The organism is Streptomyces sp. WAC 06738 (assembly GCF_003945505.1).
In the GTDB taxonomy this organism is placed as follows: Bacteria; Actinomycetota; Actinomycetes; order Streptomycetales; family Streptomycetaceae; genus Streptomyces.
Genome location: NZ_CP029618.1, coordinates 749,228 through 775,466, shown reverse-complemented (window position 1 = coordinate 775,466; position 26,239 = coordinate 749,228). Strand labels below are relative to the sequence as shown.

Sequence of the window (26,239 nt, the reverse complement as noted above, 5' to 3'; positions counted from 1 at the left end):
GGCGGCCGGTACCGCGGTCCGGGCGCGGCGCGCCGACGCGGCCGCAGCCGGCCGCGTGCGCCGCCGGTCCGGGGCTGCCGCCGCGGGGGTGCGGCCTGCCCCGGCGGGGGCGTTCAGCCGCGCAGATACCTGAGCACGGCCAGCACCCGCCGGTGTCCCGAGTCGTCCGACTCCAGGCCGAGCTTGACGAAGATGTTCCGTACGTGCGTCTCGACGGTCTTGCCGCCGATCACCAGGTCCCGCGCGATGGCGTCGTTGGAGCGCCCCTCCGCCATCAGCGCCAGTACGTCCCGCTCCCGTGCCGTCAGCCCGGCCAGCGGCTCCGCCGCGCGCGGCGACCGCATCAGGTGCGTGACCACCCGCGGGTCCACGACGCTCTGGCCCGCCGCCACCCGGTGCAGCGCCCCGGCCAGCTCGTCCGCGTCGGCGACCCGCTCCTTCAGCAGATAGCCGAAGCCGCGCGGGTCCTCGGTGAGCGCCCGTACGACCGTGCCGGTCTCGACGTACTGCGACAGCAGCAGCACGCCCGTACCCGGATGCCGGGCGCGGATCGCGGCCGCGGCCCGCAGCCCCTCGTCGGTGTGCGTCGGCGGCATCCGGATGTCGAGCAGCACCGCGTCCGGGCGGTGCCGCTCGACCAGGGCGAGCAGCGGGTCCGCGTCGCCGCACTGCGCGGGGACCGCGACGCCCGCGTCGCCCAGCAGCCGGACGATGCCCTCGCGCAGGATCGCGGAGTCCTCGGCGACGATCACTCGCACGGCAGCTCCGCGACCACGCGCGTACCGCCGCCGGGCGGGCTGTGCACCGTGAGGACGCCGCCCACGGCCGAGACCCGGTCGGCCAGCCCGCGCAGCCCGCCGCCGAGGTGGTCGTGCCGGGCGCCGCCGACGCCGTCGTCCACCGCCTCGACGACCAGCCGGCCGTCACGGTGGCGGGCGCTGACGCTGACCGCCCGGGCGCGGGCGTGCTTGGCGGAGTTCGCCAGCGCCTCGCTGACGGTGAAGTACGCGGTGGCCTCGACGTGCGGCGCGAAGCGCCGGTCCTCCGCGGCCACCACCACCGGCAGCTCCGCCCGCCCGGCCAGCTCCCGCAGCGCGGACGCCAGCCCCTCGCGGGTCAGCACCGCCGGGTGGATGCCGTGCGCGAGGCCGCGCAGCTCCTCGACGGCCAGCCGCAGGCTCCGCTCCACGTCCGCGACCGAGCGGCGCAGCTCCTCGTCGGGGTGATCCGCCAGGCCCTTCTCCACCCGGCGGAGCGTCATCAGCGCGAAGACCAGCCGGGCCTGCGCCCCGTCGTGCAGGTCGCGCTCCAGCCGCCGGCGCTCGCTGTCCGCTGCCTCGACGACGCGGGCGCCCGCCGCCCGCGCCTCGGCCTGCAGCCAGACGTTCTCCAGCGCGAGCCGCAGCGCGGCGACCGCCGAGCGCAGCAGCTCCTCGTCCTCCGCGACCGCCGGATCGTGGCGCAGCAGCGCCAGCGGGGCGCCGCCGGCCGCGTCGATCCGGGTGCTGCCCGTCGCGGCCTCCTCGACCGGCTCGCCCGCGGCGTCGACGTACGCGCCGGCCGCGGGCCGCCACACCCCCAGCCGCAGCCCCGGGTCGCCGAGCACCGGCACCAGCGCCTCGCGCAGCCGCCCGGGGTCCGGGTCCCCGCCGACCTCCATCACCAGGCCGCCGACCTCCGCGCGCTGCAAGCGCATGCGGAGCAGCCCGACGAGGAAGGCGAGCGGCACGGCGGTCTGCGCCACGTCCGAGAACACGCCCACGGCGCCCTCGACCGGCTCGCCCGCGGGCACGAGCACCACGAGCACGTCCCAGAGCAGGAAGGAGGTGGCGACCAGGACGGCGAGCCAGGCCGGCAGCAGCGCGCGGCGGCGGGCGACGGAGGCGCGCCGCCAGCGGCGTACGACCGCCACCACCACGGCGAGCGAGACGGCCCAGCCGATGGCGCGGAAGCCGGCGTCGAACGTGGGGAAGAGGTCGCCGAGCGCGGGGGTGAAGAGCGGGTTGGGGCCGCAGTCGCGGCAGGCGAGGTAGGAGCCGCCAGGGTGGGCCGCCGGGTCGAAGGCCAGGGTCCGCAGCAGGCCGCCGGTGGCCACCAGGCCGTAGCCGAGGAGCACTATCCGGCGGGTGGCGGGCGAGCCGGTGCGGCCGTCGGGGTAGGCGAGGACGAGGTGGGCGAGGACGGCCACGTTCAGCCCCTCCCACCAGGCGCCGAGGGCGAAGAGCGGCGGGATCGTGGTGCCCTGGAGGTTGCCGAGGAACCAGGTGACGCCCACCGCGGTCATCAGCGGCCCGGTGGCGTTGGCCGGGCGCCGCCACCAGGCGGCGAGGCCGGCGCCCGCGTAGGCCCAGCCGACGGCGAGGTCGCGCAGGAGGTCGGCGGTGGAGGCGCCGGTACCGGCGTACGCCCAGGCGCCGACGCCGCCGGAGACGACGGCGGCCAGCGCGGCGGCCACCGTCCAGCAGCGCATGACCTGCGTCGGTTCCGGGGAGTGCACGGGCCAACGCTAAGCCATCCGGAGGGGTGCATGTCGCCGCCAGCGGGCCGTCAGACGGCCCTGGCGGGCCGTCTGACCTGGGGCGGAAGCCCGGGGAAGGCGGTAGGGACTACCGGAAGGGTGAATTCCGGTAGTCGGTGTGACGGGGTTACGGAAAGCCGGGACCCCGTCGTCCGGCGGGGGAGAGAGAGTGCCGGACGACGGGGTCCCGGGGATCACGTACGCGCGGGGCGGGCCGCCGCTGGGGGGACGGTGCGCGGCGGGCTCAGTAGGCGCCCCAGACGTTGTCGATCGAGCCGTAACGGTCGGCGGCGTAGTTGCACGCGGCGACGATGTTGGCGACCGGGTCGACGATGTTCTTGGTGGTGCCGGGCACGTGGTAGGCGTCGAATGTGGGCGGGATCACCTGCAGCAGGCCCTGCGAGGGGACGCCGTTGACGGCGTTGATGTCCCAGTTGTTGATCGCCTTGGGGTCGCCGCTGGACTCACGGATGATGTTGCGGTGGATCCCCTCGTATGAGCCGGGTATGTCGTGGCGCTCCATGACGTCCATGGCCTGCTTGATCCACTCGTCCAGGTTCGTGCCCTTCGTCGCGTGCACGGGGGACGAGGGCGACGAGGACGGCGCGGAGGGCTTGGCCGGCGCGGAGGGCTTGGCCGGCGCCGAGGGCTTGGCCGGTGTGGAGGGCTTGGCCGGAGCGGCGGGCTTGGAGGGTGCGGAGGGCTTGGACGGTGCGGAGGCGTGGGCGGAGGCAGGCGTGGCGCTCTGCGGCGCGGCGGCGACGGCCTGCGGCGCGACCGCGCCGGTGAGGGCTACGGCCGCGGCGGCCCAGCCGCCTGCGGCCAGGAGTCGTCGACGGGCGGCGGCGGGGCGCAGAAGGGTGGGAGCAGACATGTGAGCGGGTCTCTTTCCGTGTGCCTACGTGGGGGGACAGCCGCCCGGAGTCGGCAAAACGGGCGACTCGGGAAGTTTTAACGGACACAAACCGGGAATGTCACGCACCCCTGTTACTACCGCCCGTAGTGCGACAAGCCGGAACGGATGCCCCCTCGCTGAGGCACCGGGCGCCCCCGCGCCGGGAGGCGGAGTACGACCGCGCTTCGTATGTGACGCAGCCCATGTGGGTGAGGTCACAAATGAAAGCGGGCGCTACCCGCTAAAACGGACATGTCCGTCTCTTGGTCTGCACCCCGCCACGGGTGCCCGGGGCTGGGCGTCAGCCGGTCAGCTCCTTGGTCATCGGCGCCGGGAAGCTGACCACGAGCCCCTCCTCCGCGAGCCAGCCCTCCAGCCGCTCCGCCTCCGCGGCCACGGCCCTGCGAGCCTCGGCGCCGCGGTCGGCGAGCAGCCGGTGCACCACGGCGCCGTCCCGGCGCTGCGCCCAGGCGCCGATGATCTCGCCGCGCCACCAGACCGTGGGCCCGGCGTTCCCGGCGCTGTCGAAGAGCCTCGTGCGGTGCGCCGGGTCCGTATACCAGTCGCGGTCGCGCCAGCCCATCGTGGCCGGATCGAGGCCCGGCAGCAGCGCCGCCCACGGGCCGGGGTCCGGATCCTCGCCGAGATCGCCCGGCAGGACGTAGCCCACGCCCTCGTCGAGCGCCGCTTCCTCCGCCCCCAGCTCCGCCAGCGCGGCCCTGACCTGGCCCAGCGGCAGCCCGGTCCACCACTTGACGTCCGCGAGCGTCCCCGGCCCGAACGCCGCCAGCCAGCGCCGCACCAGCTCGGCGCGCGCCCGCGCCGGGTCCATCGGCGCCACCGGCGGCGCCACCGCGAAGCGGAACTGCCCCGACGTCCAGCCGCCCAGCGGCCGGGTGCGCCGGATCCGGCCCGCCATGCCCAGCACCCGCATGACCCCGCTGCCGGCCCGGGGGCGCGACTCGTACGGCTTCCCCGGAGAGAGGGTGTACCTCAGGGCCAGCTCCGGCACCGCCGCCGTGACCTCGGCGGCGCTCGCCTCGCCCAGCTCCGCCAGCGCGGCCAGCGCCCGCTCTTCCGCGGCGGCCAGCCACGCCTCGTCGTACTGCGGCCCCGCGGTGGCGAGCTGCTTCACCAGCAGCGCGCGCTCGCGCGCGGCGACGGTCTCGCCGACGGCGAAACGGAAGACGGGCACCAGCTCCGTGGGCACCACCCACAGGGTGCGCCGCATGGCGTGCATGCGCTGCAGCGCCCCCTCCTCGTACAGTGCGCGGTCCAGTGCGGCGAGCGACGGCTCGCGCAGCCGGGCGCGGGCGGACAGCGCGACGGTCGGCGAGTCCGTCGCGTGCAGCCCCGCGAGCGCCTCCGCGACCTCCTCGGGCGACGTGGCGCGGGCCGGGCCGGCGAGCAAGTGGCGGTGCGCGAGCCGGGCGCGGCGCTGCGCGGTGGTGATCACCATGCCGCCACCCTACGGAGCCGGTCTGACACCGGTCCGTACGCGACCGCGGGAGCCGCCCCGGCGCGGGTGCGCCGACCGCCTGCGCCGGGTGGTCACCAGGCGGCGGCACGTTGGGCGGCGTCCGCTTCTGTCCCCTTTTCCGGGACCGCCGGCCGTCCCTCTAGTCCTCCTAGTCCTCCCGGACCACCGCCACCGGGCACGGGGCCAGGTGCAGCACCCCGTGGCTGACCGGGCCCAGTTGTATGCCCGTCGCCCCCGCGCCCGCCGTCGCGTCCGCGAGCGGGGTGCGGCGGGCGCCGAGGACCACCAGGTCCGCCTCTGCCGCCGCCGTCAGCAGCGTGTCCCGCGGCAGGCCCTCCGGCGACTGCCGCTCCAGCGGTACGTCCGGATGGCGCTCCACCGCCGCGCGCACCGCGCGGCCCAGCGCCCACTCCGCCTCCCGCATCCGCGGGTCGGGTGCCCCGCCCAGGGTGTGCGCGTGCGTCGCCACGCCCCGCTCCGGCGAGCGCCACGAGTGCACGGCCGTGACCTTGCAGCCGCGCGCCTGCGCCGCCCGGAACGCGAAGTCGACGGCCGCCGGTTCCGCCCCGTCGTTCCCGGTGCCGAGCACGATCCGGCCGAACTCGCCGCGCCGCGCCGCCTCTTCGCCCCGCACCACCACCACCGGGCAGGCCGCCCGCGCCGCCACCGTCAGCGCCACCGAGCCCAGCGGCAGCGCGTCGTGACCACCGCGGCCCCGGTCGCCGACGACCAGCACCGTGCCCTTCTCGGCCTCGCGCAGCAGCGCCGGCACCGGGTCGCCGGAGAGGAGTTCCGTCTCCACCTCGATGCCCCGGCCCCGTTCGCGGGCGCGGTCCGCCGCGGTCACGAGGACGTGCTCCGCCACGCTCCGGCCGCGCGGCCGGGCGACGGTGAACTCCGGCCACGTGCGCTCGTACGGCTCCCACAGCGGCGCGTACACGATCCGCAGCTCCGCCCCGCGCCGGACCGACTCGGCCACCGCCCAGTCGAGTGCCGCGAGGCTCGCGTCCGAGCCGTCCACCCCTGCCACCAGCTTTCTCATGCCTCCGAGGCTTGCACATCGCGCCCGGCGCGGGCGAGGGGGCGCACTTCCGCTTGACGTCCGGGGCGCGCCCCGCGGGCGCCCTCTGCCGCCGTCGCCGCCGGTGCTTCGGGGGCCGCGGGGGAGCACGGCGCGGGCCGCGCGCCCCGTGTGCGCCGGGCAACTCCGCCCGCGCCCGGGCCCGTCCGGGGCGCCCGCAGAGGCGCCCGCGAAGGGCCCGTACGGCCGGGCTCCTGGACGCGTTCCGTTGCCCCGGCCTCAAGTGATCTGGCACACAAGGAGCGTGGCCTTGTGTGCTACTCACGAGTTAGTCATACTCGGCGAGTTGTCTTGCAGTGATAAATCTGTTCGCTGCTTGGCATGCGCATGTCCAACTAAATCCTCCAAGATCCGCCCCTCACCGGGTGGATCCAACCCCCCATAGGAGGCAGCACGTTGAGGTATCGAGCCATATCCAAGAGCCGGTACGCCCTCGCGGGCGTCGGCGCCGCCGCGCTGATCGCCGGCAGTCTGACACTCGCGACCGCCAACGCCAGCACGAGTGAGCCCGTCGCCGACACGCTGTCGTCGGCCGCCGCGGGCGAACTCGCCGGCACCCTCGTCCAGGACCTCAAGGGCGGGGCAGCAGGGGCGTACTACGACGCCCAGGCGAAGGAACTCGTCGTCAACGTCGTGAACGACGAGGCAGCCGAGCAGGCCGAGGCGGCGGGCGCCCGTGCGCGTACCGTCGACCACACCACGAAGGAGCTCAAGGCCGCGAAGGCGGACCTCACGCAGGGCGCCACCGCCGGCACGTCGCGCGCGCTCGACCCGGTCACCAACCAGGTCGTCGTCACCGCCGACAGCACGGTCACGGGCGCGGAACTGGCCCAGCTCAAGAAGGAGGTCGCGGCGCAGGACGGCAAGGCCGTGCTCAAGCGCACCGCGGGCACGTTCAAGCCGTACATCTCCGGCGGCGACGCCATCTACACCGGCGGCTCCCGCTGCTCGCTCGGCTTCAACGTGACCAAGGGCGGGGAGCCCTACTTCCTCACCGCGGGTCACTGCGTCGAGCTCGGCGGCAGCTCCTGGTCCGAGTCCTCGGGCGGGCCCGTCATCGGCGAGGCCGAGGGCGCGACCTTCCCGGGCAACGACCGGGCGCTCGTCAAGTACACGGCGGACGTCGAGCACCCGAGCGAGGTCGACACCTACGACGGCAGCGCCCAGGAGATCACCGGCGCGCGTGAGGCCACGGTCGGCGAGACCGTGCAGCGCAGCGGCAGCACCACGCAGCTCCACGACGGCAGCGTCGTGGCGCTCGACGTGTCGGTGACCTACCCGGAGGGCACGGTCGACGGTCTGATCCAGACCGACGTCTGCGCCGAGCCCGGCGACAGCGGCGGCGCGCTCTTCGCGGGCAGCGACGCGATCGGCCTCACCTCGGGCGGCAGCGGCGACTGCACCAACGGCGGCGAGACGTTCTTCGAGCCGGTGGTCGCGGCCCTCGACGAGTACGGGGCCACCATCCCGTAACCGGAGCGCTCCACGCACCGGCGCAGCACGTACGACCCGGTCCCCCGGCACCGCGAGGTGCCGGGGGACCGGCCGTCAGCGCAGCACCCGGAGCGCCCCCGGCAGCACCCGCGCCGTCAGCGGCACTCCGGACGAAGGGATGCCGTCGGCGGCGTACGGCATCGGCCGGTCCGCCTCGACCCGCACGCGCCGCCCGCGCAGCGTCTCGCCGCGCGTCCGCGTCGGCCGCCCCGGGCCGCCGCCGAGGACCGCGACGTCCAGTGCGCCGTCGTCGAGCAGGACGCCGGGTCCCGACCCGGGGGCGGCCGGGGCGCCGTGGCAGGGGGCGTTGGCGAGGACGGCGGTGTGGCCGCGCAGCTCGTACGGCGTGCCGTCCACGGTGATCCGGAAGAGCGCCGACCGCCGCGACGCCAGCGCCCGGCCGGGTGCCGTACGGGCCGCGCCCGCGCCGATCCACACCGCGCCGAGCGCGAAGGACGGCGCCTCGCCGTCGACCCGCAGCACGTCCACCGGCCGCGGCTCGCCGTGCAGCAGCAGCTCCGCCAGCTCCTCCGCCGCCCGCGGCAGCCCCAGCGCCCGCGCGACCGCGTTGCGCCCGACCGCACCGGGCACCAGCCCGCACACCGCGTCGCTCTCCGCGAGCGCCCCGGCCACGGTGCCGGCCATCCCGTCGCCGCCGACCGCGAGCACGGTGCGGCCCGCCCCGGCGGCGCGTTGGGCCAGCTCGGCGGCGTGCCCGAACCCCCGGCTGTACTCCGCCTCGACCTGCGCGCCCGCGCCCCGCAGGGCCCGGGCCAGCGGAATGAGCGCGGCCGCCCCGGCGGCCCGGCCGGCGGCGGGATTGACGAGGGCGGTGAAGCGGCGCATGGCGGCCTCCGGTTCGGTGGTGCGTACGACGGTCAGGAGGTCACCGGCGAGCCGGGGGCGGGCGGCCCGCGCGCCGGCCGGACGGCCGTCCCGTACCGGACGGGCCGAGCGGGCGCCGCCGCCCGCTCACTCGTCCGCCCTCGGCAGCAGCACGCCCGGGTTGAGGATGCCCGCCGGGTCCAGCGTCGACTTCACCGCCCGGAGCGCCGCCACGGCCAGGGGGCCGATCTCCCGGGCGTACCACGGGCGGTGGTCCGTGCCCACGCCGTGGTGGTGCGTGATGGTGCCGCCGCACTCCAGGATCGCGTCGCTCGCCGCGCCCTTGGCGCGCTCCCACGCGCCCAGCGGGTCGCCGCCGCGGGCGCCGACCACCGTGAAGTACAGCGACGCACCCGTCTCGTACACGTGCGAGATGTGGCACATCACCAGCGGCGGTGTCCCCGCCGCCGTCAGGGTCTCCGTGAGCGCACCGCGCACCGCCTCGTAGAGCCGGGGCAGCGCCGGCCAGAAGGCCGCCGTCTCCAGCGTCTCCGCGAACGCGCCCGCGTCCAGCAGGGCGTCGCGCAGGTACGGGGCCCGGTAGCGGCCCGCGGCCCAGGACTCGCCCGGCTCCGCGCCCAGCGACTCCCCGCCCGCCGCCCGCAGCACGACCCGCGCCGCCGCGCGGCGGTCCGCCGCCTCGCCCGCCGCGCCCTCGTACCCGGTGACGACCAGGCAGCCGCCCGGCGAGGAGCCGCCCGGCGCGCCGAGGTCCTCCGGGCGCGCCAGGCCCACCATCGTCTCGGTCTCGTCGGACAGCCGCAGCACCGTCGGCAGCGGCCCGTCCTGCGCCAGCGCGCGCAGGGCCGCCGCGCCGGCGTCGAAGGAGCCGAACCGCCAGCCCTCGTACGCCCGCACCTGCGGCAGCGGCCGCACCCGTACGGTCACCGAGGTGATCACCCCGAACGCGCCCTCGGAACCCAGCACCAACTGCCGCAGATCCGGCCCCGCCGCGGAGCGCGGCGCCCGGCCCAGGCGCAGCGTGCCCTCCGGCGTCGCCACCGTCAGGCCCACCACCATCTCGTCGAACCGCCCGTAGCCCGCGGACGCCTGGCCGCTGCCGCGGGTCGCGGCGAAGCCGCCGACGGTCGCCCACTCGAAGGACTGCGGGAAGTGCCCGAGGGTGAACCCCCGCTCGCCGAGCAGCCGTTCGGCCTCCGGCGCGCGCAGGCCCGCCTCCAGCTCCGCGGTGCGCGCGACCTCGTCGAGCGCCGTCAGCCGGTCCAGCCGGCGCAGGTCGAGGGCGACGACGCCGGAGAAGCCGCCCCCGTTTGCGTACGGCGCGAGTCCGCCGGTCACCGACGTGCCGCCGCCGAACGGCACCACCGCCACCCGCCGCTCCGCGCACGCGCGGAGCACCGCCAGTACCTCGTCGTGGCCGCCGGGCAGCACCACCGCGTCCGGCGCGTCCGCGACCTCCCCGGCGCGGATGCGCAGCAGGTCGGGCGTGGACTTGCCGCGGGTGTGCCGCACCCGGCTCGCCGCGTCGGTGCGTACGTGCGCCGCGCCGCCCGCCGCGCCCGCGAGCGCGTCGAGGACGTCCGCGCCGAGCCGCGGCGGCGGCACGTCGAGGTCGGCGAGGGCCACCGGCGGGGATTCCGCGGGCCGTACGCCCAGCAGGTCGCGCAGCAGGTCGCGGACGCCGTCGGGGAGCGGCGCCGCCTGCCCGGGGTCGCCCCACCCGTTCCACAGCATGTCCAACGCGAACCTCCCGTACGGGCCCGGCACCCCGGCCGGAGGGGTTTCCTCCACCGCCATCCTCGTTACACTGTGACAGGTGAAGTCGAAACGTCACAAGCCCTCGCTGGACGACCTCGCGCTCGACGCGCTGCGGGACTGCGTCCTGGCCGTGGGCGTGCGCCGCACCACGCTCACGGACGTGGCCCGCCGCGCGGGCGTGTCGCGGATGACGCTGTACCGGCGCTGGCCCGACGTGCAGTCCCTCGTGGGCGATCTCATGACGCGCGAGTGGATCGGCGTCGCGCGCGGGGCGCTCCCCGCCGCGGACGGCGCGGCGAACGCGCGCGAGGTCCTGGTGGCGGGGCTCACGGAGGGCTCGCGCGCGCTGCGCGCGCACCCGTTGTTCCGCAAAATCCTCGACGTCGACCCCGAACTGCTGCTGCCGTACATGCTCGACCGCCGCGGCGCCAGCCAGGACGTCCTGCTCGACCTGATCGCCGACGACATCCGCAAGGGCCACGCCGACGGCTCCGTACGCGAGGGGCACGCGGTGCGGCAGGCCAGGGCCGCGCTGCTCGTCGTGCAGTCCTTCACCTTCTCCATGCGCACCATGACCGACGAGGACGACCCCGACCTCGGCACCGCCGCGTTCGAGCACGAGCTGCGCGGAGTGCTGGAGAGGATGCTCTCGCCATGACCGTGCAGCCCCCCGGCGGGCCCGCCGGCCCGAGTGCCGCGAGCGCGGCCGACGCCCCCCGGGACTTCTCCCTGAACGCCCGCCGCCGCACCCGCGAGCTGGCCGCGCTGGCGGCCGGCGAGCGCGTCGACCTGCTGGTCGTCGGGCTCGGCGCCACCGGCGCGGGCGTCGCCCTGGACGCCGCCGCGCGCGGTCTCTCCGTCGCCGCGATCGACGCGCACGACCTCGCGTTCGGCACGTCGCGCTGGAGCAGCAAGCTCATCCACGGCGGGCTGCGCTACCTCGCCTCGGGGCAGGTCGGCATCGCCCGCGAGTGCGCGGTGGAGCGCGGCGCGCTGCTGGAGCACATCGCGCCGCACCTCGTGCACGCCCAGCCGTTCGTCATCCCGCTCACCCCGCTCACCACCCGCGCGCAGGCCGCCGTCGCCTGGGCCGGGCTGCGCTCGGGCGACCTGCTGCGCGCCGCCGCGCGCACCTCCCGCGCGGCGCTGCCGGCGCCCCGCCGGCTCTCCGCGGTGGAGACCGGGCAGCTCGTCCCCGGGCTGCGGCGGTACGGGCTGCGCGGCGGGCTGCTCTCCTGGGACGGGCAACTGACCGACGACGCCCGGCTGGTGACGGCCGTCGCGCGGACGGCCGCGGGGTACGGGGCCCGGGTGCTGACCCGGGTCCGTGCGGAGGAGCTGACCGGCACCGGCGCCGTGGCCCGCGACGAGACGACGGGGGAGCGGCTCCGTATCCGCGCCCGCGCGGTGGTCAACGCGGCTGGGGTGTGGGCCGGTTCGCTGGTCCCGGGGGTGCGGCTGCGCCCCTCGCGCGGCACGCATCTGGTGCTGCGCGCCGAGGCGCTGGGGATGGGGAGGCAGCCCGGCGGGGCCGGGGTGCACATCCCGATCCCCGGGGCGACGGGACGGTTCGCGCTGGTGCTGCCGCAGGACGACGGCCGGGTGTACGTGGGGCTCACCGACGAGCCGGCCGGTGGCGAGGTGCCGGACGTGCCGGCGGCGCCGGAGACGGACGTCGGCTTCCTGCTGGACGTGCTGGACTCGGCGCTGGACGTGCCGGTGCGCCGGTCGGACGTCGTCGGCGCCTTCGCCGGGCTGCGCCCGCTGCTGGAGAGCGACGGCAGCACCGCCGACCTCTCCCGCAGGCACGCGATCCTCACCTCCCCGGACGGCGTGGTCACCGTCGTCGGCGGCAAGCTGACGACGTACCGGCGGATGGCGGAGGACGCGGTGGACACGGCCGTGTCCTGCGCGGGACTGACCGCGGGCCCGTGCCGCACCGCCCGGCTGCCGCTCGTCGGCGCCGCGCCCGCGGCGGAGCTGGCCGGGCTCGACGCGCCGCGCCGGCTGGTGCAGCGCTACGGGACGGAGGCGCCCGCGGTGCAGGCGCTGGCCGCCGCCGAGCCGGCGCTCGCCGCGCCGGTCGTCCCGGGGTACCCGGTCACCCGCGCCGAGCTGGTGTGGGCCGTACGCCACGAGGGCGCCCTCGACGAGGCCGACCTGCTGGACCGGCGCACCCGGCTGGGGCTGGTGGCGGCGGAGCGGGCGGCCGCACTGGCGGCCGCCCGCGAGGTGCTGTCCGCGGTGCCCGTGGCGGTCAGGCCAGGGCGTTGAACACGGGGTAGTAGCCGCCGGACTGCCCGGCCGCCGTGGGGTGGTACGAGTCACCGATGGGGAAGGTGACGCTGTGCAGCCATTCGCTGTCCGAGCAGATCTCGTGCCCGGAGAACGCCGGCCGGACGTCGCCGTACGCGAAGCCGTGGTCGGCCGCGCGCTTGGCGGTGACGTCGCTCAGCAGGTCCGAGGCGCCGTTGATGGCGGTCCTGGAGCGCTCGCTGAGGCCGAAGATGCAGCCGCCGTTGAGCTTGTACATCCGCGGGTAGCCGAGCACGACGACCTGCGCGTTGGGGGCGCGGGCGGTGATCGCGTTGTACGCCGCGTCCAGCCGCCCGGGAAGGGTGCCTTCGATATAGGTGCGCGCCTGGTTGATGCGGTTGATACAGGCCGTCTCGCCCTGGAGCACACAGGTGGTCATGGCGTCGGCGAAGCCCGCGTCGTTGCCGCCGATGCTGATGGAGACGAGGGTGGTGCCGGAGTTGAGCGGGCCGAGCTGGTTGTTGATGACGTCGTTGGTACGGGCGCCGGAGCAGGCGGTGAAGGAGAAGGACGCCGGGGCGTGCGCGTTCTTCCACCGCACCGGGTAGGCGTTGTTGCTGCGTTTGCAGTCGCCGCTCGCCGAGTCGTACGAGCCTGCGCCCACTCCGGAGGAGTAGGAGTCGCCGAGCGCCACGTAGTTTTCGGCGTAGGCGCTCGTGCCGGCCGCGCTCTCGGCGGCCTGCGCGGGCACGCTGCCGAGCAGCGCCACTGTGGTGGCGACGAGGAAACCCAGCAGCAGCCGCAAGGGCCGGGCAGTTCTCATGGAACCCCCTGGGGGTGAGGTTGTACCGAGTGGTAACCACACCCTGCCCCCTGAAACCCATGTCCATGCCAAGTTGCAACTGCGCGCCCGTGATGAGCCGTTCAGTCCGTGTGACGCGCGTTCATCAGGGCATGAGCTGATAATCGGGGAAGTTGCCCGGCGGGCGTTCGCCCGCCGGTCCCTCGGTGAAGGCGTGCACCAGCAGGTGCCCGCCGACGAACGCGCCGCGCCACGAGGCGCCGAAGCCGCCGAAGAGCTCGGCCCGGTCCCCGCGCGAACGCGGCGCGTTGCGGCCCTTCTTGAACGCCCGTATCTGCGGCGCCACCCGGTCGTAGAACTCCTGGTCGTCGCAGGAGAGGGTGGCGACCAGGGCGCCGTTGGAGGCGTTCATCGCCGCCAGCAGCTCCGCCTCGGTGTCGACCAGCACGATCGAGTCGACCGGGCCGAACGGCTCCGCGTGGTGCAGCGGCGAGGCCGCCGGCGGGTCCAGCAGCGTCACCGGCGCGGCGTACGCGGAGGTGTCCTGGCCCGGCAGCAGATGCGCGTCCGCGAGCCGCCCCCGGTACAGCGGCACCGCGCCCCGGTCCACCGCGTGCGCCACCAGGTCCGCCAGCTCCTTGGCCTTCGCGGCGCTGATCAGCGGCCCGAAGTCGAGGTCCGGCAGCGGATCTCCGGGCCGCGCCACCGCGAGCGGATGCCCGACGCGTACGGAGCCGACCGCCGGCAGGTACGCCGCCAGGAAGTCGGCGAAGGCGGCGCGCTGGACGACGAACCGGGGGTAGGCGGTGCAGCGCTGCTTGGCGTAGTCGAAGGTGGCGCGCACCTGCGGGGTGAGCGTGGCCCAGCCCGAGTAGTTCCACACCCCCCAGCAGTTCAGCCCCTCCTGCTCCAGCACGTGCGGCTTGTCCAGGTCGGCCAGCGCGGCGGCCACCCGCCCGCCGGTGTCGCGCCCGCCGACGAAGGACACGCAGCCCAGCTCCGGCGCCCGTACCAGCGCCTCGGACAGCTCGCCGCCGCTGCCGGAGACCAGTGTCAGCGGCACGCCCGCGCGCACGGCCAGCGCGCAGGCCAGGGTCAGACACGCCAGGCCGCCGTCGGTCGGGGTCTTGGCGATGGCCGCGTTGCCGGCCAGCGCGCAGACGAGCTTGGCGTGCACGAGCACGCTCATCGGGTAGTTCCAGCTCGCGATGTTGCTGACCGGCCCCGGCAGCGGGGTCCGGCCCGCGAGCATGCCGTCGATCTCCTCGACGTACCAGCGCACGCCGTCCACGGCGCGGTCCACGTCCGCCGTGGCCTGCCGCCACGGCTTGCCGATCTCCCAGACGAGGAGCAGCGCGAGCAGGTCGCGGTGTTCCTCGATGGCGTCGAGGGCCGTCGACACCCGCGCCTTGCGCTCCGCCAGCCGCAGGTGGCGCCAGCTCCTGTGGGCGTCGAGAGCGGTGCGTACCGCGGCGTGCGCGGTGTCCGCGTCCAGCCGGGGCGGCCCCGCGATCGGCGTGCCGTCCACCGGCGAAGCGGCGGGCAGCGGGCGGCCGTCGGCCCGCCAGACGCCGTTCCAGTGGTTGAGCACGCGTTCGTCGCGGAACGCCTCGGGCGCCGCCGCGAGGCAGCGCGCCCAGACGTCCGGCCACGCCGTGCCGGGCTTGAGGATGAGGGTCACGAGGGTGTCTCCGCTCGTCCGGGGCCGATCTCGCGCAGCTCGCCGCCGCGCGTGTAGAGGAAGCCGCGCACCACCTCCCGGTGGGGCAGCCGGTCGCTCGCCGCGAGCCGGCCGAGGCAGCGCACGAGGTCGGCCGCCGGCTCGTCGAGGGCGGCGCAGTCCTCGTGGTGGACGAGCACGATCTCGCGCGTGCCGCCGCGCAGTTGGCTCAGCCGCAGCGAGTCGAGCGCGTCGGGGGTGACGCACCCGCCCGCGTTGCGGATGACGTGGGCGTCGCCCGGCCGCAGCGCGAACATGGCCTCCACGCCCAGCCGGGCGTCCATGCAGGCGAGTACGGCGACCCTGCTGGCCGGTGTCCTGGCCGCCGGATCGAGCGGGGCGAGGGCCGCGCCGCCCCGGCGCCGGGCGAGCAGGTCCTCGGTGCCGGTCATCCCAGCGCCCCGCGGGCCAGCCGCGCCGTCTCCGACGGGGTGGTGCCGACCTTCACGCCGGCGGCCTCCAGGGCTTCCTTCTTCGCCTGGGCCGTGCCCGAGGAGCCGGAGACGATGGCGCCGGCGTGGCCCATGGTCTTGCCCTCGGGGGCGGTGAAGCCCGCGACGTAGCCGACGACGGGCTTGGTCACGTGGGCCTTGATGTAGTCCGCGGCCCGCTCCTCGGCGTCGCCGCCGATCTCGCCGATCATCACGACGAGTTCGGTGTCCGGGTCCGCTTCGAAGGCGCGCAGGCAGTCGATGTGCGTGGTGCCGACGACCGGGTCGCCGCCGATGCCGACACAGGTGGAGAAGCCGAGGTCGCGCAGCTCGTACATCAACTGGTACGTGAGCGTGCCGGACTTCGACACCAGGCCGATGCGGCCGGGGCCGGTGATGTCCGCGGGGATGATGCCGGCGTTGGAGAGGCCGGGGGAGATCAGCCCGGGGCAGTTGGGGCCGACGAGCCGTACGCCCGCGGCCTCGGCGCGGGCCCTGAAGGCGACGGTGTCGTGGACGGGGACGCCCTCGGTGATGACGACGACGAGCCCGACCCCGGCGTCGACCGCCTCGGCCACGGCGTCCTTGACGTACGGCGGCGGCACGAAGACGACGGACACGTCCGCGCCGGTGGCGGCGACGGCCTCCTTGACGGTGCCGTGGACCGGGACCTCGCGGTCGTCGAACGCCACGCTGGTGCCCGCCTTGCGCGGGTTGACGCCGCCGACGACGGCGGTGCCGGACGCCAGCATCCGCCGGGTGTGCCTGCGGCCCTCGGCGCCGGTCATGCCCTGGACGACGACCTTGCTCGCCGCGGTGAGGAAGACTGCCATGGGGATCAGCTCCTTGCCGGTACGGCGGCCGCCCGCGCGGCGGCGCCGTCCATCGTGTCCAGTTGGGTGACCTGGGGGTGCCGGGCGGCGGCGAGGATCTGCCGGCCGCGTTCCGCGCTGTTGCCGTCGAGGCGGACCACCAGCGGGCGGGTCAGCTCGATCCGCTCCAGCGCGCGCACGATGCCGTCGGCGACCGCGTCGCAGGCGGTGATGCCGCCGAAGACGTTGACGAAGACGGACTCGACGTCGGGGTCGGCGAGGATCACGCCGAGCCCGTCGGCCATGACGTCCGCGGAGGCGCCGCCGCCGATGTCGAGGAAGTTGGCGGGCGCGGCGCCGTTCCTGGCGACCACGTCGAGTGTCGACATGACGAGCCCGGCGCCGTTGCCGACGATCCCCACCCGGCCGTCGAGCTTCACGTAGTTGAGCCCCTTCGCGCGCGCCGTCGCCTCCAGCGAACCGGCCTCGTCCGGCACGTCGTACGCCGCGTGCTCCGGGTGCCGGAAGCCGGCGCTGTCGTCCAGCGTCACCTTGCCGTCCAGCGCCAGGACCGTGCCGTCGGCGGTGGTGACCAGCGGGTTGACCTCGACGAGCAGCGCGTCCTCCGCCGCGCACACCTCCCAGAGCGCCACCAGGACGGGCACGGCCGCCGCGGGCAGCCCGCCGGCCGTGGCGATGCGCCGCGCCACGGCCTCGGTGACACCCTCCGCCGGGTCCACCGGGATCCGCGCCAGCGCCTCGGGACGGGCCGCCGCGACCTCCTCGACGTCCATGCCGCCCTCCGCCGAGGCCATGGCCAGGAACGTGCCCGCGGCGCGGTCCAGCAGGTACGCGACGTAGAACTCGCCGGCGACGTCCGCGGTCCTCGCGACCATCACCTTGTCCACCCGGTGGCCCTTGATGTCCATGCCGAGGATGTCCCGCGCCGCGGCCTCGGCCGCCGCCGCGTCCGGGGCGAGCCGCACCCCGCCCGCCTTGCCCCGGCCGCCCGTCTTCACCTGGGCCTTGACCACCGTCCCGCCCCCCAGCACCCGGGCGGCCGCCCGGACCCCCGCCGGGTCGGACGCCACCGCCGCGTCGGGCACGGGAACGCCGTGCCTGCGGAACAACTCCCGCGCCTGGTACTCGAACAGATCCATCTCAAGGGCACCTTCCGTTGGTCGCATCCGACTTGGAGATTTCCGGTGCACGCCCCCTGGACATCGACTCACCGATGCGGGATAACCGTCTGCATACAGTATTCGTGTCCTGTATGCAATGTACAGAGTGACAGCGAACGCACCGGTGAAGGGACTGAACTCCCATGTCCGACGGCACATCCGGCAACCCCGGCACCCCCGGAGACCCCGACCACATCTCCGGCGGCCACCTCGTCGCCAAGGCGCTCAAGTCAGAGGGCGTCGAGGTCATCTACACGCTCTGCGGCGGCCACATCATCGACATCTACGACGGCTGCGTCGACGAGGGCATCGAGGTCGTCGACGTACGGCACGAACAGGTGGCCGCGCACGCCGCCGACGGATACGCCCGGCTGACCGGCAAGCCCGGCTGCGCGGTCGTCACCGCGGGCCCCGGCACCACCGACGCGGTCACCGGCGTGGCCAACGCCCTGCGCGCCGAGAGCCCCATGCTGCTCATCGGCGGCCAAGGGGCCCTGACCCAGCACAAGATGGGCTCGCTCCAGGACCTCCCGCACGTCGACATGATGGCGCCGATCACCAAGTTCGCCGCCACCGTGCCGCACACCGCGCGGGTCGCGGACATGGTCTCCATGGCCTTCCGGGAGTGCTACCACGGCGCCCCCGGGCCGTCCTTCCTGGAGATCCCGCGCGACGTGCTCGACGCCAAGGTCCCGGTGGACCAGGCCCGCATACCGCGCGCCGGCCACTACCGCGCCTCCACCCGCGGCGCCGGCGACCCCGAGGCCATCGAGAAGCTCGCCGACCTCCTCGTGCACGCCGAGAAGCCGGCCGTGCTGCTCGGCAGCCAGGTCTGGACGACCCGCGGCACCGCCGCCGCCATCGACTTCGTACGCGCCCTGAACGTGCCCGCGTACATGAACGGCGCCGGCCGCGGCACCCTGCCGCCCGGCGACCCACACCACTACCAGCTCTCCCGCAGGTACGCCTTCACCGAGGCGGACCTCATCGTCATCGTCGGCACGCCCTTCGACTTCCGGATGGGCTACGGCAGGCGGCTCTCGCCGACCGCGACCGTCGTGCAGATCGACCTCGACTACCGCACGGTCGGCAAGAACCGCGACGTCGACCTCGGCATCGTCGGCGACGCGGGACTCGTCCTCGCCGCCGCCGCGCAGGCCGCGTCCGGCCGCCTCAACGGCGGCGCCGCCAAGCGCAAGGAGTGGCTGGAGGAGCTGCGCACGGTGGAGGAGAAGGCGCGCGCCAAGCGGCTGCCGCAGCTCACCTCCGACGCCTCGCCCATCCACCCGTACCGGCTGGTGAGCGAGATCAACGACTTCCTCACCGAGGACTCCATCTACATCGGCGACGGCGGCGACATCGTCACCTTCTCGGGACAGGTCGTCCAGCCCCGCAGCCCCGGCCACTGGATGGACCCCGGGCCGCTCGGCACCCTCGGCGTCGGCGTGCCGTTCGTGCTCGCCGCCAAGCAGGCCAGGCCCGACAAGGAGGTCGTCACCCTCTTCGGCGACGGCGCCTTCTCGCTCACCGGCTGGGACTTCGAGACCCTCGTCCGCTACGACCTGCCGTTCGTCGGCATCGTCGGCAACAACTCCTCGATGAACCAGATCCGCTACGGCCAGGCCGCCAAGTACGGCGTCGAGCGCGAGCGCGTCGGCAACACCCTGGGCGACGTCCCGTACGACGAGTTCGCCCGCATGCTCGGCGGCCACGGCGAAGAGGTCCGCGACCCCGCCGAGATCGGCCCCGCGCTGCGCCGCGCCCGCGAGTCCGGCAAGCCGTCGCTCGTCAACGTCTGGGTCGACCCGGACGCGTACGCCCCCGGAACCATGAACCAGACCATGTACAAGTGAGGTGACCCCATGACGAAGGCCCTTGAGGGCGTTCGCGTCCTCGATATGACCCACGTCCAGTCCGGGCCCTCCGCCACGCAGTTGCTCGCCTGGCTCGGCGCCGACGTGATCAAGCTGGAGGCGCCCGCGGGCGACATCACCCGCAAGCAACTGCGCGACCTCCCGGACGTCGACAGCCTCTACTTCACGATGCTCAACGGCAACAAGCGCAGCATCACCCTCAACACCAAGACCCCGCGCGGCAAGGAACTCCTCACCGAGCTGGTGCGCCGCAGCGACGTGCTGGTGGAGAACTTCGGCCCCGGCGCCGTCGACCGCATGGGCTTCACCTGGGAGCGGATCCAGGAGATCAACCCGCGCATCGTCTACGCCTCGATCAAGGGCTTCGGCGAGGGCCCGTACACCGACTTCAAGGCGTACGAGGTCGTCGCCCAGGCCATGGGCGGCTCCATGGCCACCACCGGCTTCGAGGAGGGCCCGCCGCTGGCCACCGGCGCGCAGATCGGCGACTCCGGCACCGGCGTGCACACCGTCGCCGGCATCCTCGCCGCGCTCTACCAGCGCACCCGCACCGGCCGCGGCCAGCGCGTCAACGTCGCCATGCAGCACGCCGTGCTCAACCTCTGCCGGGTCAAGCTCCGCGACCAGCAGCGGCTGACGCACGGCCCCCTCGCCGAATACCCCAACGAGGACTTCGGCGACGAGGTGCCGCGCTCCGGCAACGCCTCCGGTGGCGGCCAGCCCGGGTGGGCGGTCCGCTGCGCGCCCGGCGGCCCCAACGACTACGTGTACGTCATCGTCCAGCCCGTCGGCTGGCAGCCGCTCACCGAACTGATCGGCCGCCCCGAACTGGCCGAGGACCCCGAGTGGGCCACGCCCGAGGCGCGGCTGCCGAAGCTCGGCAAGATGTTCCAGCTCATCGAGGAGTGGTCGAGCACCCTGCCCAAGTGGGAGGTGCTGGAGAAGCTCAACGCGCACAACATCCCCTGCGGCCCGATCCTCTCCACCAAGGAGATCATCGAGGACGCCAGCCTGCGGGACAACGGGATCGTCGTTGAGGTCGAGCACCCCGAGCGCGGCACGTACGTCACCGTCGGCAGCCCGCTCCGGCTCTCCGACTCGCCCGCGGCCATCGGCCGCTCCCCGCTCCTCGGCGAGCACAACCACGACATCTACGGCAGCGAACTGGGCCTGACCGCAGCGGACATGGCCGCCCTCAAGACGGACGGAGTGATCTGAGAGATGGACGGCGCCAAGGACACCGCGGCGGTCCGCGAGGTGCTCGCGGAGGTACGCGCCCAGGGCCGCACCGCGCTCACCGCCCCCGAGGCGAAGCGGATCGCGGACGCGTACGGCATCGCCGTGCCCGGCGAGGGACTGGCCGGGGACGTGGAGGAGGCGGTGGCGCTGGCCGACGGCTTCGACGGGCCGGTCGTGCTGAAGATCGTCTCGCCGGACATCGTGCACAAGACCGACGCCGGGGGAGTGGAGGTCGGCCTCGCCGACGCCGCCGCCGTACGCGCGGCGTTCACGCGGATCGTCGCCAACGCCCGCGCGTACGACCCGGCCGCCCGGATCGACGGCGTCCAGGTCCAGCAGCAACTGCCGGCGGGCCGGGAGGTCATCGTCGGGGCCGTCACCGACCCCACCTTCGGCAAGGTCGTCGCGTTCGGCCTCGGCGGGGTGCTGGTCGAGGTGCTGAAGGACGTCACCTTCCGGCTCGCGCCGGTGACCGGGGACGAGGCCGCCGGCATGCTCGACTCCATCCGCGCCGCCGAGGTGCTGCGCGGGGTGCGCGGCGAGCAGGCCGTCGACCGGCGGGCGCTGGCCGGCCAGATCCGCCGGGTCTCCGAACTCGCCGCGGACTTCCCCGAGATCGCGGAGGTCGACCTCAACCCGGTGATCGCCACCCCCGACGGTGCGCTCGCCGCAGACGTGCGGATCCTCCTCGGCGAGGGGGAGCCGGAGGCGCGCCGCCGGTTCGGCCGCGAGGAGATCCTGACGGCGATGAACCGGCTGATGAAGCCGCGCTCCGTGGCCGTCATCGGCGCCTCCAACGAGACCGGCAAGATCGGCAACTCGGTGATGCGCAACCTCGTCGACGGCGGCTTCCCCGGCGACATCCATCCCGTGAACCCCAAGGCCGACGACATCCTGGGGCGCAAGGCGTACAAGACCGTCGCCGACGTGCCGGGCGACGTCGACGTCGCCGTCTTCGCCATCCCCGCGGCGTACGTCCCGGCCGCGCTGGAGGAGGTGGGCCGCAAGGGCGTCCCCAACGCCGTGCTCATCCCCTCGGGCTTCGCCGAGACCGGCGAGCACGAACTCCAGCGCCGGATCGTGGACATCGCCGCCGAGTACGGCGTCCGCATCCTCGGCCCCAACATCTACGGCTACTACTCCACCTGGCAGGACCTCTGCGCCACCTTCTGCACGCCGTACGACGTGAAGGGCGGCGTGGCGCTGACCTCCCAGTCCGGCGGCATCGGCATGGCCATCCTCGGCTTCGCCAGGACCACGAAGACCGGCGTCTCCGCGATCGTCGGCCTCGGCAACAAGTCCGACGTGGACGAGGACGACCTCCTCACCTACTTCGGCGAGGATGAGAACACCACCTGCATCGCGATGCACCTGGAGGACCTGAAGGACGGCCGCGCCTTCGTCGAGGCCGCCCGCGCCACCGTGCCGAAGAAGCCCGTCGTCGTCCTCAAGGCCGGCCGCACCAGCGCCGGTGCGAAGGCCGCGGGCTCCCACACCGGGGCGCTGGCCGGTGACGACGCGGTCTACGACGACGTGCTGCGCCAGGCCGGCGTGATCCGCGCGCCGGGGCTGAACGACATGCTGGAGTACGCCCGCGCGCTGCCCGTGCTGCCCACGCCGCAAGGCGACGACATCGTCGTCATCACCGGCGCCGGCGGCTCCGGGGTACTGCTCTCCGACGCCGTGGTCGACAACGGGCTGCGGCTGATGGAGATCCCGGCCGACCTGGACGAGGCGTTCATGCGGTTCATCCCGCCGTTCGGGGCGGCGGGCAACCCGATCGACATCACCGGCGGCGAGCCGCCGGCCACGTACGAGGCGACGATCCGGCTGGGCCTCACCGACCCGCGCATCCACGCGCTGGTCCTCGGCTACTGGCACACGATCGTCACCCCGCCCATGGTCTTCGCCGAACTCGCCGCCCGGGTGGTGGCGGAGGAGCGGGCCAAGGGCAACGTCAAGCCTGTCGTGGCGTCCCTCGCGGGCGACACGGAGGTCGAGGAGGCGAGCGCGTACCTCTTCGAGCACGGGGTCGTCGCGTACCCGTACACGACCGAGAAGCCGGTCGCCGTACTGGGCGCGAAGTACCGCTGGGCGAGAGCGGCGGGGCTGCTCGCCTGAACCACCCGCACCACCGCAGAGATCAGGACAGGGGGCGCTGACCGGATTCTCGATACAAGGGGTGCAACCCATGACGACAACCGAAGACCGGTCGGTCCTCCCCTACCGGGAGGTGACCGACAGAAACGGCAGGACCTATCGGATAGGCGAGTCCGACGTCGACATCATGGGCCGCAAGCGGAAGTGGATGGTCATCCTTCCGTGGGTGGGCATGATGGGCATCAGCTCGGCGGAGTATGCGTTCGCCTCCGCCGAGGACACGCTCCACACCGCGCACCACTGGGCCAGCGGGCACATCTTCTGGATGATGACCGTGTGGGTGTTCTTCCAGGCCGCGGTCGCCTTCCCGGCCGGGAAGCTGCGCGAGACCGGGAAGCTGCCGGCCCGCTTCGCGATGATGCTGGGCGCCACCGGCACGCTGCTGGGCTATCTCTCCCTGGCGTACGCGCCGCATGTCGTGGTCGCGTACATCGGGTTCAGCATGTTCAGCGGCATGGGCGCCGGCATGGTCTACGCGACCTGCGTCAACATGGTCGGCAAGTGGTACCCGGAGCGTAAGGGCGGCAAGACCGGCTTCGTGAACGGCGGCTTCGCCTACGGTTCGGTGCCCTTCGTGTTCCTCTTCACCGGCTACATGGACCTGACCAACTTCCGCTGGGTGCTGGTCTCGGTCGGGCTCTTCCTCGCGCTGATGGTGGGCACGGCCGGGTTCTTCTTCAAGGACCCGCCGAAGAACTGGTGGCCCGCGGAGGTCGACCCGCTCAATCCGCCGAAGGACCCGCGGGCGGCCCGCTCGCTGAAGATGAACCCGCCCGCGGTCAAGCAGTACAGCCCGCGGGAGGCGTGGAAGACGGGCCGCGTGACGCTGATGTGGTTCTGCCTGGCGTGTACGTCGGGCGTGAACATCTTCGGCATCGCCTTCCAGGTGGACATCGGCGAGGAGGCCGGCTTCGCCGGCGGGATCGTGGCCACGGCCATGTCGCTCAAGGCCGTCGTGAACGGCACCGGACGCGGCGTCATCGGCTGGCTCTCCGACCTCTACGGCCGCAAGCGCTGCCTGATCGTGGTGTGCGTCGTGCTGGGCCTGTCCCAGTACGGCATCCTCTGGTCGGCCGATACGAAGAACCTGCCGCTGTTCCTGGTCTTCTCCTCGATCTCCGGCTTCGGCGGCGGCGCGATCTTCCCCATGTTCGCGGCGCTGACGGCCGACTACTTCGGCGAGAACAACAACGCCTCGAACTACGGCATGGTCTACAGCGCCAAGCTCGTCTCCGGTCTCGGCGCGGGCATGGGCTCCGTGGTCGTCGGCGCGTGGGGGCACTCCGGCGCCTTCCTGCTGGCGGGCTCCATCTCGCTCTTCGCCGGCTTCATGGCGCTGTTCCTCACCCCACCGGGACGGCAGCGGCTGAAGGACATCGAGCCCAACCCGCGGCCGATCAGCAGAGAGACGGACTAGCCCGGCGGCTCCGCCCCGGCGGGGGCGGAACCCGCAAGGAGCGGAGCCCGCATGGACGAGGCCCCGGCCGACCGCTACCCGGCCGGGGCCCAGGGCCTGTCGTCGGTCTCCCGCCCTTCGGGCGAACGACGGGAGACCGACGACAGGCCCTAGCGAGGGTGGTCGTCGTGCTGGCGCTGGTGGTACGAGCGGCGGGTGTGCTCGGTGTGCGCGCGCATGACCTCCTGGGCGCGGGCCTCGTCGCGGTCGTGCACGGCGGCGATCAGCTCGCGGTGCTCGATCCACGACTGGGCGCCGCGCTGCCGGGCCACCGGCGTGTAGTACCAGCGGACGCGGCGCTCGACCTGGGCGGCGAGCTCGGCCAGCACGGCGTTGCCGGCCAGCTCCATGACGTACGCGTGGAAGGCGAGGTTCGCGGCGACGACGGCCTCCAGGTCGTCGGCCGCCACGGCCCGTTCGCCCGTCGCGCACAGCTCCTCCAGCCGGGCGATGCCCTGGCCGGAGGCGTTGGCGGCGGCGAGCCTGGCGGCCTCGGTCTCCAGCAGCGCGCGGACGACCAGGAGCTGGTCGGCCTCGGCGTCGGTCGGCTCGTGCACGTACGCGCCCTGGGCGGGGCGCAGATCGACCCAGCCCTCGGTGTTGAGCCGCTGCAGCGCCTCGCGCACGGGCTGGCGGGAGACGCCGAGGTGGCCGGCCAGTTCGGTCTCGACCAAGTGCTGTCCCGGCGGGAGGGTGCGCGTGATGATCAGCTCGAGAAGGGCCTCGTACACCCGCTCGCGGAGCGGGCCCGGCCGCTCCAGCCGCGGCATCGCCCCCTGGGGCAGTCCCTGGGACAGCATCGATCTCCCCACCCTCTGTCGCCCCCGGCGACAGGTGAATTGGCTTTTGTCTACAGTCTACCGAGAGCGTGGATGAACGATGAGTGGCCCCCGTGGTGAGGAAGTTCACACCATTTGTGGCGCGGTGTCAGCGCGGCAGCCGCAGCAACTCCACCTCGTCCGCCCCGCCCGGCGGCAGCACCGCCACCGCGTCCGCCGCCGCCGCGCCCCAGAGCAGCCCGGGGCGGTCGTGGCCGACCGGGACGGCGCGGGTGCCGTCGAGCGTCACCGGGACGAGCCGGGTGTCGCGCGGGTGCGGGGCCGGCAGGCGGGAGCCCGCGGCGGGGGCGAGCCGGGCGCGCCAGGGCGGCGGGGGAGTGCGGCCCGCCAGCCGTTCCAGGAGCGGCACGAGCAGCGTCAGGCAGGCGGCGAAGGCGGCGTACGGGTTTCCCGGCAGGCCGACGACCGGCGGCCCGCCGCCCGGCAGCCGGGCCAGCAGTTGCGGATGCCCGGGCCGGCAGGCCACCCCGTCGACGAGCACGTCCGCCCCCAAGTCGGCCAGCGCCGGGCGCAGATGGTCGGCGGGACCGCGGGACGAGGCGCCGCACACCGCGACGGCGTCGGCCCCGGCCGCCGCCCGGGTCAGCGCGGCGGTCAGCGGGGGGCGGCCGTCCGGGAGGTACGTCACGGGCTGCGGCGCGCCGCCGGCCCAGGCCACGACGGAGGGCAGCAGCGGTCCCACCGCGTCGCGGACCCGGCCGGCCGGCGGGATGCCGCGGCGCACCAGCTCGTCGCCGGTGACGAGGAGCGCGACGCGGGGGCGGCGGTGCACGGCCACGCGGTCGTACCCGAGGCTCGCGGCGAGCCCCAGTGCCGCCGGGGTCAGCACGGCGCCCGGCGGCAGCACCTCGGCGCCGGCCGGGCACTCCTCGCCGCGCCGCCGCACGTGCCGCCCCGGCCGCACGGCGCCGGCCACCGACGGGCCGGTGCGCAGGGCGTCTTCGTACGGCAGCACCGCTTCGGCGCCCTCGGGCACCCGGGCGCCGGTGGCGACCTCCAGCGCCCGCCCGGCCGCGAGCCGCGCCACCGGCGGCTCCTGTCCGGCCAGCACCCGTCCGGCGACGGTCCACGGACCGGGTCCGGCGACGGCGTAGCCGTCCATCGCGGCGGTGTCGAACGCCGGCAGCGGCGCCCGGGCCGTCAACGGCTCGGCGAGCGCCCGCCCGTGGGCCCGCCGCAGCGGGGTGTCGCGGACGGCGAGCGGGCCGGCCGCGGCCGCGGCGGCGGCGCGCGCCTCCGGCCAGCCCGGCGCGGCGGCGGGCGCGGTACGGGGCGGGGGAGTGGTTCCGAGCGTCGTCATCAGCGGCCTCCCGCGGTTTGCGGCGCGGCCCAACGGGCCGCCGGAGAAGGGGTGCACGACCCTTGACCCCCATGAAAGGCATACTGTAGACAATATT

At 74.6% G+C, this 26,239-nt stretch carries 21 protein-coding genes; 7 read left to right on the top strand and 14 right to left on the bottom strand.

Annotation, left to right across the window (positions count from 1 at the left end):
- Positions 1-113: 113 nt before the first annotated feature.
- The 5 genes from DMB38_RS03025 to DMB38_RS03005 form a co-directional block, all read right to left on the bottom strand.
- Positions 114-752, bottom strand: coding sequence for a response regulator transcription factor (locus DMB38_RS03025; RefSeq protein ID WP_125938784.1), 639 nt, complete (start codon positions 750-752; stop codon positions 114-116).
- Entirely contained in the window at positions 749-2,497 is a 1,749-nt protein-coding gene (locus DMB38_RS03020) for a histidine kinase (RefSeq protein WP_240661950.1), read from the bottom strand. The genes DMB38_RS03025 and DMB38_RS03020 overlap by 4 nt, the downstream gene beginning before the upstream one ends.
- 265 nt (positions 2,498-2,762) lie before the next feature.
- Positions 2,763-3,392: a transglycosylase SLT domain-containing protein gene (locus DMB38_RS03015; protein ID WP_125933840.1), complete on the bottom strand. Its 630-nt coding sequence runs from the start codon at positions 3,390-3,392 to the stop codon at positions 2,763-2,765.
- 322 nt (positions 3,393-3,714) lie between these two features.
- Complete coding sequence (locus DMB38_RS03010; RefSeq protein ID WP_125933839.1) at positions 3,715-4,872, bottom strand: winged helix DNA-binding domain-containing protein; 1,158 nt, start codon at positions 4,870-4,872, stop codon at positions 3,715-3,717.
- A 169-nt stretch (positions 4,873-5,041) separates the two neighbouring features.
- Positions 5,042-5,935: a universal stress protein gene (locus DMB38_RS03005; protein ID WP_125933838.1), complete on the bottom strand. Its 894-nt coding sequence runs from the start codon at positions 5,933-5,935 to the stop codon at positions 5,042-5,044.
- Between the two features lie 435 nt (positions 5,936-6,370).
- On the opposite strand from DMB38_RS03005, the gene DMB38_RS03000 reads away from it, so the two are divergent.
- On the top strand, positions 6,371-7,447 hold the full coding sequence (locus DMB38_RS03000) for a S1 family peptidase (protein WP_125933837.1): 1,077 nt from the start codon (positions 6,371-6,373) through the stop codon (positions 7,445-7,447).
- Between the two features lie 75 nt (positions 7,448-7,522).
- On the opposite strand, the gene DMB38_RS02995 is transcribed toward DMB38_RS03000, so the two are convergent.
- Entirely contained in the window at positions 7,523-8,314 is a 792-nt protein-coding gene (locus DMB38_RS02995; protein WP_125933836.1) for a diacylglycerol kinase family protein, read from the bottom strand.
- Between the two features lie 126 nt (positions 8,315-8,440).
- Positions 8,441-10,048 carry an FAD-binding oxidoreductase gene (locus DMB38_RS02990; RefSeq protein ID WP_240662666.1) on the bottom strand — a complete coding sequence of 536 codons (1,608 nt, stop codon included), beginning with the start codon at positions 10,046-10,048 and terminating at the stop codon, positions 8,441-8,443.
- A gap of 82 nt (positions 10,049-10,130) precedes the next feature.
- Between DMB38_RS02990 and DMB38_RS02985 the strand changes: the two genes are divergently transcribed.
- Both DMB38_RS02985 and DMB38_RS02980 read left to right on the top strand, forming a co-directional pair.
- Positions 10,131-10,730, top strand: a complete 600-nt coding sequence (locus tag DMB38_RS02985; RefSeq protein ID WP_125933835.1) for a TetR/AcrR family transcriptional regulator — start codon at positions 10,131-10,133, stop codon at positions 10,728-10,730.
- A complete protein-coding gene (locus tag DMB38_RS02980; protein ID WP_164715914.1) occupies positions 10,727-12,346 on the top strand; it encodes a glycerol-3-phosphate dehydrogenase/oxidase in 1,620 nt (539 codons plus the stop codon). Before DMB38_RS02985 ends, DMB38_RS02980 begins: the two co-directional genes overlap by 4 nt.
- Here DMB38_RS02980 and DMB38_RS02975 read toward each other — a convergent pair.
- The 5 genes from DMB38_RS02975 to sucC form a co-directional block, all read right to left on the bottom strand.
- Positions 12,330-13,151, bottom strand: a complete 822-nt coding sequence (locus DMB38_RS02975) for an SGNH/GDSL hydrolase family protein (RefSeq protein ID WP_206337629.1) — start codon at positions 13,149-13,151, stop codon at positions 12,330-12,332. The two genes, DMB38_RS02980 and DMB38_RS02975, sit on opposite strands and share 17 nt — an antisense overlap.
- Positions 13,152-13,275: 124 nt before the next feature.
- Positions 13,276-14,811, bottom strand: coding sequence for an aldehyde dehydrogenase family protein (locus DMB38_RS02970; protein WP_125933834.1), 1,536 nt, complete (start codon positions 14,809-14,811; stop codon positions 13,276-13,278).
- Complete coding sequence (locus tag DMB38_RS02965) at positions 14,808-15,242, bottom strand: carbonic anhydrase (RefSeq protein WP_125933833.1); 435 nt, start codon at positions 15,240-15,242, stop codon at positions 14,808-14,810. Before DMB38_RS02965 ends, DMB38_RS02970 begins: the two co-directional genes overlap by 4 nt.
- Positions 15,239-16,114, bottom strand: a complete 876-nt coding sequence (gene sucD, locus DMB38_RS02960; RefSeq protein ID WP_125933832.1) for a succinate--CoA ligase subunit alpha — start codon at positions 16,112-16,114, stop codon at positions 15,239-15,241. Before sucD ends, DMB38_RS02965 begins: the two co-directional genes overlap by 4 nt.
- Positions 16,115-16,119: 5 nt before the next feature.
- Positions 16,120-17,253, bottom strand: coding sequence for an ADP-forming succinate--CoA ligase subunit beta (gene sucC / locus DMB38_RS02955; protein ID WP_125933831.1), 1,134 nt, complete (start codon positions 17,251-17,253; stop codon positions 16,120-16,122).
- A 164-nt stretch (positions 17,254-17,417) separates the two neighbouring features.
- On the opposite strand from sucC, the gene DMB38_RS02950 reads away from it, so the two are divergent.
- The 4 genes from DMB38_RS02950 to DMB38_RS02935 all read left to right on the top strand — a co-directional run bounded on the left by DMB38_RS02950 (position 17,418) and on the right by DMB38_RS02935 (position 23,964).
- Entirely contained in the window at positions 17,418-19,127 is a 1,710-nt protein-coding gene (locus tag DMB38_RS02950) for a thiamine pyrophosphate-binding protein (protein ID WP_125933830.1), read from the top strand.
- A 9-nt stretch (positions 19,128-19,136) separates the two neighbouring features.
- Positions 19,137-20,366, top strand: a complete 1,230-nt coding sequence (gene frc / locus DMB38_RS02945; RefSeq protein WP_125933829.1) for a formyl-CoA transferase — start codon at positions 19,137-19,139, stop codon at positions 20,364-20,366.
- Between the two features lie 3 nt (positions 20,367-20,369).
- Positions 20,370-22,508, top strand: a complete 2,139-nt coding sequence (locus DMB38_RS02940; protein WP_125933828.1) for an acetate--CoA ligase family protein — start codon at positions 20,370-20,372, stop codon at positions 22,506-22,508.
- A gap of 70 nt (positions 22,509-22,578) precedes the next feature.
- Complete coding sequence (locus DMB38_RS02935; protein WP_125933827.1) at positions 22,579-23,964, top strand: OFA family MFS transporter; 1,386 nt, start codon at positions 22,579-22,581, stop codon at positions 23,962-23,964.
- A 149-nt stretch (positions 23,965-24,113) separates the two neighbouring features.
- Here DMB38_RS02935 and DMB38_RS02930 read toward each other — a convergent pair whose 3' ends face one another.
- Positions 24,114-24,803: a GntR family transcriptional regulator gene (locus DMB38_RS02930; protein ID WP_125933826.1), complete on the bottom strand. Its 690-nt coding sequence runs from the start codon at positions 24,801-24,803 to the stop codon at positions 24,114-24,116.
- Between the two features lie 127 nt (positions 24,804-24,930).
- On the bottom strand, positions 24,931-26,142 hold the full coding sequence (locus DMB38_RS02925) for a molybdopterin molybdotransferase MoeA (RefSeq protein WP_125933825.1): 1,212 nt from the start codon (positions 26,140-26,142) through the stop codon (positions 24,931-24,933).
- Between the last annotated feature and the right edge of the window lie 97 nt (positions 26,143-26,239).